This window comes from Burkholderia sp. ZZQ-2 (genome assembly GCF_050768715.1).
GTDB lineage: Bacteria > Pseudomonadota > Gammaproteobacteria > Burkholderiales > Burkholderiaceae > Burkholderia > Burkholderia cepacia.
Genome location: NZ_LDVA01000217.1, coordinates 1 through 7,659, shown reverse-complemented (window position 1 = coordinate 7,659; position 7,659 = coordinate 1). Strand labels below are relative to the sequence as shown.

At 71.3% G+C, this 7,659-nt stretch carries 5 protein-coding genes; 4 read left to right on the top strand and 1 reads right to left on the bottom strand.

The annotated features are described in order from the left end of the window. The 3 genes from ABY44_RS14840 to ABY44_RS14830 all read left to right on the top strand — a co-directional run. A partial coding sequence (locus ABY44_RS14840) for an iron chelate uptake ABC transporter family permease subunit (protein ID WP_431641366.1) occupies positions 1–141 on the top strand: 141 nt, incomplete at its 5' end. Then, the gene (gene fhuF, locus ABY44_RS14835; protein ID WP_060172176.1) at positions 138–938 is read left to right on the top strand and encodes a siderophore-iron reductase FhuF; all 801 of its coding nucleotides are present in this window, start codon (positions 138–140) and stop codon (positions 936–938) included. The genes ABY44_RS14840 and fhuF, both read left to right, overlap by 4 nt. Further along, a complete protein-coding gene (locus ABY44_RS14830; protein WP_060172178.1) occupies positions 935–1,975 on the top strand; it encodes an ABC transporter substrate-binding protein in 1,041 nt (346 codons plus the stop codon). Before fhuF ends, ABY44_RS14830 begins: the two co-directional genes overlap by 4 nt. Before the next feature lie 178 nt (positions 1,976–2,153). Here the strand turns inward: ABY44_RS14830 and ABY44_RS14825 are convergent, their stop codons facing one another. Beyond that, a complete protein-coding gene (locus tag ABY44_RS14825; RefSeq protein ID WP_060172180.1) occupies positions 2,154–3,899 on the bottom strand; it encodes a cyclic peptide export ABC transporter in 1,746 nt (581 codons plus the stop codon). A 272-nt stretch (positions 3,900–4,171) separates the two neighbouring features. On the opposite strand from ABY44_RS14825, the gene ABY44_RS14820 reads away from it, so the two are divergent. Then, positions 4,172–7,659: amino acid adenylation domain-containing protein (locus ABY44_RS14820; protein ID WP_431641365.1), on the top strand; the 3,488-nt coding region annotated here is incomplete at its 3' end.

Here is a 7,659-nt window from a genome sequence, read left to right as displayed (position 1 = left end):
GGTGTAGCGGACCTCGCGGCGCGCACGGTCGTCGCGCCGCGCGAAGTGCCGGCCGGCGTGCTGACTGCGCTGATCGGCGCGCCGTACCTGCTCGGGCTCCTGATCCTCGAGGGGCGCCGCGCCCGGCGCGCGGGGCGATGACGCTGCCGCTCGACGGCGCGCGCGCCACGCGTTTCTCGGCGTTCGCGCCCGAACCGTTCGCCGATCATCTCGACGTCGTCTGGCTCGGTTTGCCCGACGACGCGCACGCGCCGGGCCGCCTCGTCGTGCCGGTCAGCGCGTTGCCCGCGCACTGCGACATCGTGCTCGACGCGATGGTCCGCCATTACGGCGGCGATCCGGCGCAGCACGCGCGCGCGCTGATGTCGCAATGGAGCAAATACTATTTCGGCCGCGCGGCGCCGGCCGGCGTCGTCGCCGCGCTGACGCTCGGCCGGCCGCTCGACATGACACCCGAGCGCACGTTCGTCGCGCTCGACGACGGGATGCCCGCCGCGCTGTACTTCACGCACGATGCGCTCGGCGAACCCTGCGACGACCCGGCGCCACGCTACGCGGGGCTCGTCGCGCATCTCGGCGCGGTGATCGACCTGCTCGCGGCGATGGGGCGCGTCACGCCGCGCGTGCTGTGGAGCAACGCGGGCAACCTGCTCGACTATCTGCTCGATACGTATCGTGCGCTGCCATGCGCGGCCGATCCGGTGCGCGACGCCGGCTGGCTGTTCGGTGCGACATGCTTTGCGTGCGAACCGAATCCGTTGCGCATGCCCGTGCGCGATGCGGTGCCGCGTTCGGCGCTGCTGCCCACGCCGTTCCGCGCGCGACGCGTGTGCTGCCTGCGCTATGAAATTCCTGGAGAAACGCAACTGTGTGGAAGCTGCCCCCTGCTACTGACGATGGACGACGCGGCGCTGGCCGAGCAGGACGCGATCCGGTGACGGATGCCGGCCGCCGGCACGCACTCGGCGCGATCGGCGCACTCGCGGCGCTCGGCGCCGCGTGTTGCGGCGCGCTGTCGGCCTCGTCCGGCGCCGTTGCCGCGGCCCTCGATGCACATCGCGCGCAAGGCGCGCCGGGCGCGGTATCGCTGGCCGGCAATCCCGTCGTGTCGCAGGCGAGCGCGACGATGCCGGTGCGGCCGCAGCGCGTGGTCGCGCTCGATTTCATGTTCGCGGAAAGCGTGATCGCGCTCGACATCGTGCCGGTCGGGATGGCCGATACGGCGTTCTATCCCGGCTGGCTCGGTTATCAAAGCGACCGGCTCGCCAACGTGACCGACATCGGTTCGCGCCAGGAGCCGGGCCTCGAGGCGATTGCGGCGGTCAAGCCCGACCTGATCATCGGCGTCGGCTTCCGTCATGCGCCGATTTTCGATGCGCTCGACCGGATCGCGCCGACGATCCTGTTCCAGTTCAGCCCGAACGTGTCGGACGGCGGCGTGCCGGTGACGCAGCTCGACTGGATGCGGCAGATCTTCCGGACCATCGGTGCGGTCACGGGGCGCGACGCGCGCGCACAGGCGGTCGATGCGCAGCTCGATGCGGGCATCGCGCGCAATGCGGCGCGGCTCGCGGCCGCGGGCAGGAAAGGCGAGCGCATCGCGCTGCTGCAGGATCTCGGCTTGCCCGACCGCTACTGGGCCTATACGGGCAACAGCACGTCGGCGGGCCTCGCGCGGGCGCTTGGGCTCGATCCGTGGCCGAAGAAACCGACGCGGGAAGGCACGCTGTACGTGACGTCGGCCGATCTGCTCAGGCAGCGCGAGCTGGCCGTGCTGTTCGTGACCGCATCGGGCATGGACGTGCCGCTGTCCGCGAAACTCGATTCGCCGGTGTGGCGTTTCGTTCCCGCGATGAAGGAACGCCGGATCGCGCTGATCGAACGCAATATCTGGGGGTTCGGCGGGCCGATGTCGGCGCTGAAACTGGCCGACGTGATGACCGTCACGATGCTGAAGCTGCCGGCCGTGCGTTGAGTGTGCGGCGGTCGATGCCGCTCGGGCGGGCAGGGTGTGGCGCTAGACCCGACTCGCGCTGGACGGCCGGGGCGTTGCGACGATCGCGCCGCGCGCCACCAACATATCCTTCTGAAACGAATATCGCCGGTGCGCCGCCATTGCAGCCCACCGGCGATTTTTTTCATCGGCTGCCGGATTACGCGCTCAGCGCGTCGACGCCGTTCTGCGCGCGTGACCGCGCGGGCATCGTGTCGCTGACGATGCGTCCGTTGTCGAGCTTCAACAAGCGGTCGGCGAGATCGAAGTAGCGGTCGTCGTGCGTGATCACGATCACGGCCTTGCCGCGCGCGCGCAGCTCGGGCAGCAGTTGTTCGTAGAACACGGCCTTGAACGACGGATCCTGGTCGGCCGCCCATTCGTCGAACAGGTAGAACGGCCGGTCCTCCAGGTACGCGACGACGAGGGCGAGCCGCTTGCGCTGCCCGGTCGACAGCGCGCGGGTCGAGAACGCGCCGTCGACCACCTTCACCTTGTGATCGAGCGCGAGCTTCGCGACGAGCGCGTTCGCGCGCGCATCGGCCTGCGCGCGGGACGGATCGTCGGGATCGACGATGCCGAGCAGCGCATCGAACAGGTGGAAATCGTTGAACACCGCGCTGAAGCGCTGCCGGTAGGCCGCGCGCTCGCGCCAGCCGATCGGGCGGCCGTCGACCTCGATCGTGCCTTCCTCCGGTTCGTAAAGCCCCGTCAGCACCTTCGCGAGCGTCGTCTTGCCGCTGCCGTTGCCGCCGACGATGAACACGAGCTCGCCCGGCCTGATCGTCAGGTCGATCGGCCCGACGCTGAACATCCGTTCGTCGCGTTCGTGGAAGTACGCATGCGTGACGCCGCGCAGCGTGACGGCGCCGGCCGGCGGCACGTCGGGTGCATCGGCCGCGGGCGGCACCGTGCGCAGCGCGCCGAATTCGGCCATCACGCCCTCGATCCGCGTCAGCGACACGCGTGCCGCGTTGACGGTCGGCAGGTTGTTCAGCAGTCCGTCGAGCGGCACGAGCATGAACAGGAACACGACGACGTAGCCGGCGGCCGTAGCCGGATCGGCATGCACGCCGAGCTGCGGCCAGAACGACGCGACGCCGAGGAACGCATAGAACAGGAAGATGATCCAGCCGACGCCGACCGCGTACGCGCTGAATGCGCGGCGGCGGTGGTCGCGCACTTCGCCGATCGCGGCGCCGAGCTGGCCGTCGACGAACTGTCTTGCGCGTTCATCGTGCAGCTTCAGCTCCTTCGCGCCGGAAAACAGCGAGCCGAGATAGCCGAACAGGCGGTCCTGCGCCTGGCCGGCCGCTTCGAGCGACGCGATCGCGCGGCGGTCGCCGGTGTGATAGCCGAGCGAGCCGGCGACGATCGCGGCCAGCGCCAGCAGGCACACCGGCCACGACAGCCACGCGAGATAACCGAGGCAGCCGAACACGATCGAGCCGTGCATGACCAGGTTCGGCAGCGCGAAGAACAGCATCGACACGTTGGTTGCGTCGTCGGTCAGCACCGACTGCACGGGCGCCGCGCCGATCCGCTCGATGTCGCGCAGCTCGGCCGCGCCGACGCGCCGCGCGAGATGCACGCGCAGCCGCGCCATCGTGTCCTGCGACAGGCGTGCGAACAGCGTGCCCGACACGATCCGGGTGACGAGCGCGATCACCGCGCACAGCGCGAAGCGCCATGCGAGCGACGCGTCGGCCGAGCCCGGCTGCGACAGCGCGCGGTTCAGCGTCGCGACGAGCAGCACGCTCGCGACGCCGTTCAGCACGCACGCGGTGAGCGCCAGCGCGAGCGACGCGCGGCTTTCGCGCAGCAGCGCGAGGATCAGCCGCGCCGCGGGGCGGGCGGGGGAGGCGTCGAGGGACGGCGGGGAAGAAGGCTCGTGGGCAGCGGTCATCGGCAACGTCGGTAAAGGGAAGGCAGGCGAAAACGCCAGAACGGCAAAACTGGCGCGAAAGCGGCGGGCGAGGCGGAGCCCCGTTGCGGCTTTCCTCCCTGATAGACGAACGGGCCGCGCAAATATTTAGCCGCGCGTTCAAAAAAAGCGTCCGCCCGCACTTTGCGCACAAAACGGTAAAAAATCGGCCGCGCCGTTCGTCACACCAGTGAAGCCGCCCCAAGCGGCCCCGAGACTTGGCCGAAGCGGCCGGACCGAAGGACTTCACGCACATGACGAGTTTCCCGACTGCGCTGCATCACCGAATCCGCGAACTGGCGCGCATCGCGCCCGACGCGCCTGCAATCGCGGCACCTTTCCAGAACGGCTTGCGCCTGTCGCGCGGCGCGCTCGACGCGCGGGCGTCGCGGCTGGCCCGGCAACTGCGCGCGGCCGGTGTCGGCGCGGAAGTGCGGGTGGGCGTGTGCGTCGAGCGTTCGTGCGAACTGTTCGTCGCGCTGCTGGCCGTGCTGAAGGCGGGCGGTGTGTTCGTGCCGCTCGACCCGCGCCATCCGGCCGCGCGCCTCGACTGGATCGTCCGGGATGCCCAGTTGCGGCACGGCATCGTCGACGCGGCCGGCCGCGCGGCGCTCGGCACGCCGTTCGAGCACGCGTTCGACGCGGCAGCCGAGGCAGCGGATGGCCAGGAGGTCGCCGAGGACGACGAAGCGGCGACCGCCCACCCACGTGCGGCCGCCTACATGATCTACACGTCGGGTTCGACCGGCACGCCGAAGGCGGTCGTCGTCGAACACGGGCCGCTCGCCGCGCACTGCGACGCGCTCGCGGCCACGCTGCCGATCGAGGCCGGCGACCGCCTGCTGCATTTCGCGTCGGTCAATTTCGACGCCGCGCACGAGTGCTGGCTCGCGCCGCTCGCGACCGGTGCGAGCATCGTCGTCGCACCGCCGCAGCCGTTCGCGCCGGATGCCGCGCATGCGCTGATGGTGAGCGAAGCGGTCAACGTGGCGGCGTTCCCGCCCGCGTACCTGCGCGAATTCGCCGCGGTGGCCGCGCGCGACGGCGTGCCGCCGGCGCTACGCGTGCTCGCGTTCGGCGGCGAAGCGCTGCCGCAGCAGGCGTTCGAATTCGTGCGCCGCACCTTCCCGTCGGTACGCCTGATCAACGGTTACGGGCCGACCGAGGCCGTGATTTCGCCGATGCTGTGGCCGGTCGAACCGGGCGAGACGCCCGCGCTGGCCGCCGACGATGCCTATGCGTCGTTGCCGATCGGCCGCGTGATCGGCCCGCGCGTCGCGCGCGTTGACGGTGGCGAGGGCGACGGTGTGGGCGAATTGCTGCTGGGCGGCGCCTGCGTCGCGCGCGGCTATCACGGCCGCCCGGCGCTGACGGCCGAACGTTTCATTCCGGATGCCGACGGCGAACCCGGTGCGCGCGTGTACCGTACCGGCGACCTCGCACGGCTGCGCGACGACGGCGCATTCGACTATCTCGGCCGCCTCGACGACCAGGTCCAGGTACGCGGCGTGCGCGTGGAGCCGGCCGAAATCGCCGCGTGCCTGCGCTCGCATCCGGCCGTGGCCGACGCGGCCGTGGTCGCCGAAACCGGCAACGGGCCGACGCGCCTGATCGCGTGCGTCGCGCTGCGCGCGGCGGCCGACGATGCGGCGCTCAAGGCGCACGTGGCCGAGCAACTGCCGGCCGCATGGCAGCCGCACCGGTTCGTGCGTTGCGACGCGCTGCCGTACACGTTGAACGGCAAGATCGACCGTGCCGCGCTGCGCGAAAAGATTGCCGCCGCGCGCGACACGACGCAGGGTGGCGGCGACGCACCGCGCACGCCGACCGAACAGCAGCTCGCCGGCCTCTGGCAGACGCTGCTCGGCCTCGACGCCGCACCGTCGCGCGACGACCGCTTTTTCGCGCTGGGCGCCGATTCGCTCGCGGCGATGCAGTTGCAGGCCGCGATCCGTGCCGCGGTACGCGTGAACCTGCGGCTCGATACGCTGTTCGCCGATCCGGCGCTCGCGGAACTGGCCGAAGCGGTCGATCGTGCGGAACGCGAAACCGGCGAACCGCTGGCCGCGATCGCCGCGCGCCGTTTGACGACGGATGCGGCCGATGCTGCCGCGGCATGCGCGCCGTACGTCGATCGCGCCGCCTCGCTCGCGCAGCAACGTTTCTGGGTGCTCGCGCAAACGCGTGACGCGAGCGCCGCCTATCACATCGCCGCGCACTGGACGATCGACGGCACGCTCGATCGCGACGCGCTGCAACGCGCGCTCGATCACGTGATCGGCCGGCACGAGGCATGGCGCACGACGCTCGTCGACAACGACGACGGCGTGGTGATGCAGCGGATTCATGCGCATCTGCCGGTGTCGATCGCCGACGTCGACCTGCGCGACCAGCCGCCCGCCGCCCGCGACGCGCAAGCCGCGCGTCTTGCCGAGCGCGAGGCGGCCGAACCGTTCGACCTCGCACGCGGCCCGCTGCTGCGCGCGACGCTGGTCGCGCTCGCGGGCGACCGTCACCGCCTGCTGCTGACCGCCCATCACGCCATCACCGACGGCTGGAGCTCGCGCTGCGCGTTCGACGAACTGTCGGCCGCCTATCGCGCGTATGCCGAAGGCCGCGCGCCGTCGCTGCCCGATCTGCCGATCCAGTACGCCGACTATGCGGACTGGCAACGCGACATGCTGGCCGGCGGCGAGGGTGAACGTCAGCTCGATTACTGGCGCGACGCATTGCGCGACGTGCCGGGCCCGCTCGCGCTGCCGGTCGACCGCCAGCCGGGCGCGGCGCGCACGCTGCAAGGCGCGCGCGTGTCGGTGCGGCTGCCCGACGCGGTCGCGGCCGACGTGCGGCAACTCGCGCGCGACGCGCAGGCGACCGTCTTCACGGTGCTGCTGGCCGCGCTCGACGCATGGCTGTCGCGCCTGACCGGCGCAACGGATGTCGTGGTCGCGGTACCGGTCGCGCATCGTCAGCGCCCCGAAACGCGTGCGCTGCTGGGCCTGTTCCTGAATACGGTCGCGCTGCGCGTGCGGGTGGCGCCGACGCTGCCGTTCCGCGCGCTCGTCGATGCGGCGCGCACGGCGGCGCTCGACGCGGTCGCCCACCAGGACGTGCCGTTCGAGCGTGTCGTCGATGCGGTGAAGCCGCCGGTCAAGCGCGGCGACGAATGGCTGCGCGTGAAATTCGCGCAGCAGTTCGACGCGCGGCACGACAGCGTGCTGCCGGGCGCGACGGCCGTTGCGACGCCGGGCCCCGATCTCGCCGCACGCTTCGACTACGCGGTGGATTTCACCGACGATGCGAACGGCATCGAACTGGTCGCGGCCTATGCGACCGACTGCATCGATGCGGACACCGCGCGCGCGTGGCTCCACAGCTACGCGGCGCTCGTCGGTGCCGCCGCGCGCGATCCGCACCAGACGACGGCCGTCCTGCCGTGCGACGCGTCGGCCGCTGCGCGCCAGCCGCGCGACGGCCGTGCGCTGCGCATCGAACATGCCGACATCGTCGCCGCGTTCGCGCGGCAGGCGGCCGCGTATCCGCATCGCGTCGCGCTTGCCGATGCATCGGCGTCGCTGACGTTCGGCGAACTCGACGACGCATCGAACCGCATCGCACGCGCGCTGTCCGGGCGAGGCGTGGGCGCCGAAGCGCCGGTGATCGTCTGCATCGCACGCTCCGTGCGCTTCGTCGTCGGCCTGCTCGGCGCGCTGAAGGCCGGCGCGCTCGCCGTGCTGCTCGA

Coding starts and splice junctions, on each gene's coding strand:
- ABY44_RS14825 (WP_060172180.1), bottom strand. CDS start 3,899: ATGACCGCTGCCCACGAGCCTTCTTCCCCGCCGTCCCTCGACGCCTCC.
- fhuF (WP_060172176.1), top strand. CDS start 138: ATGACGCTGCCGCTCGACGGCGCGCGCGCCACGCGTTTCTCGGCGTTC.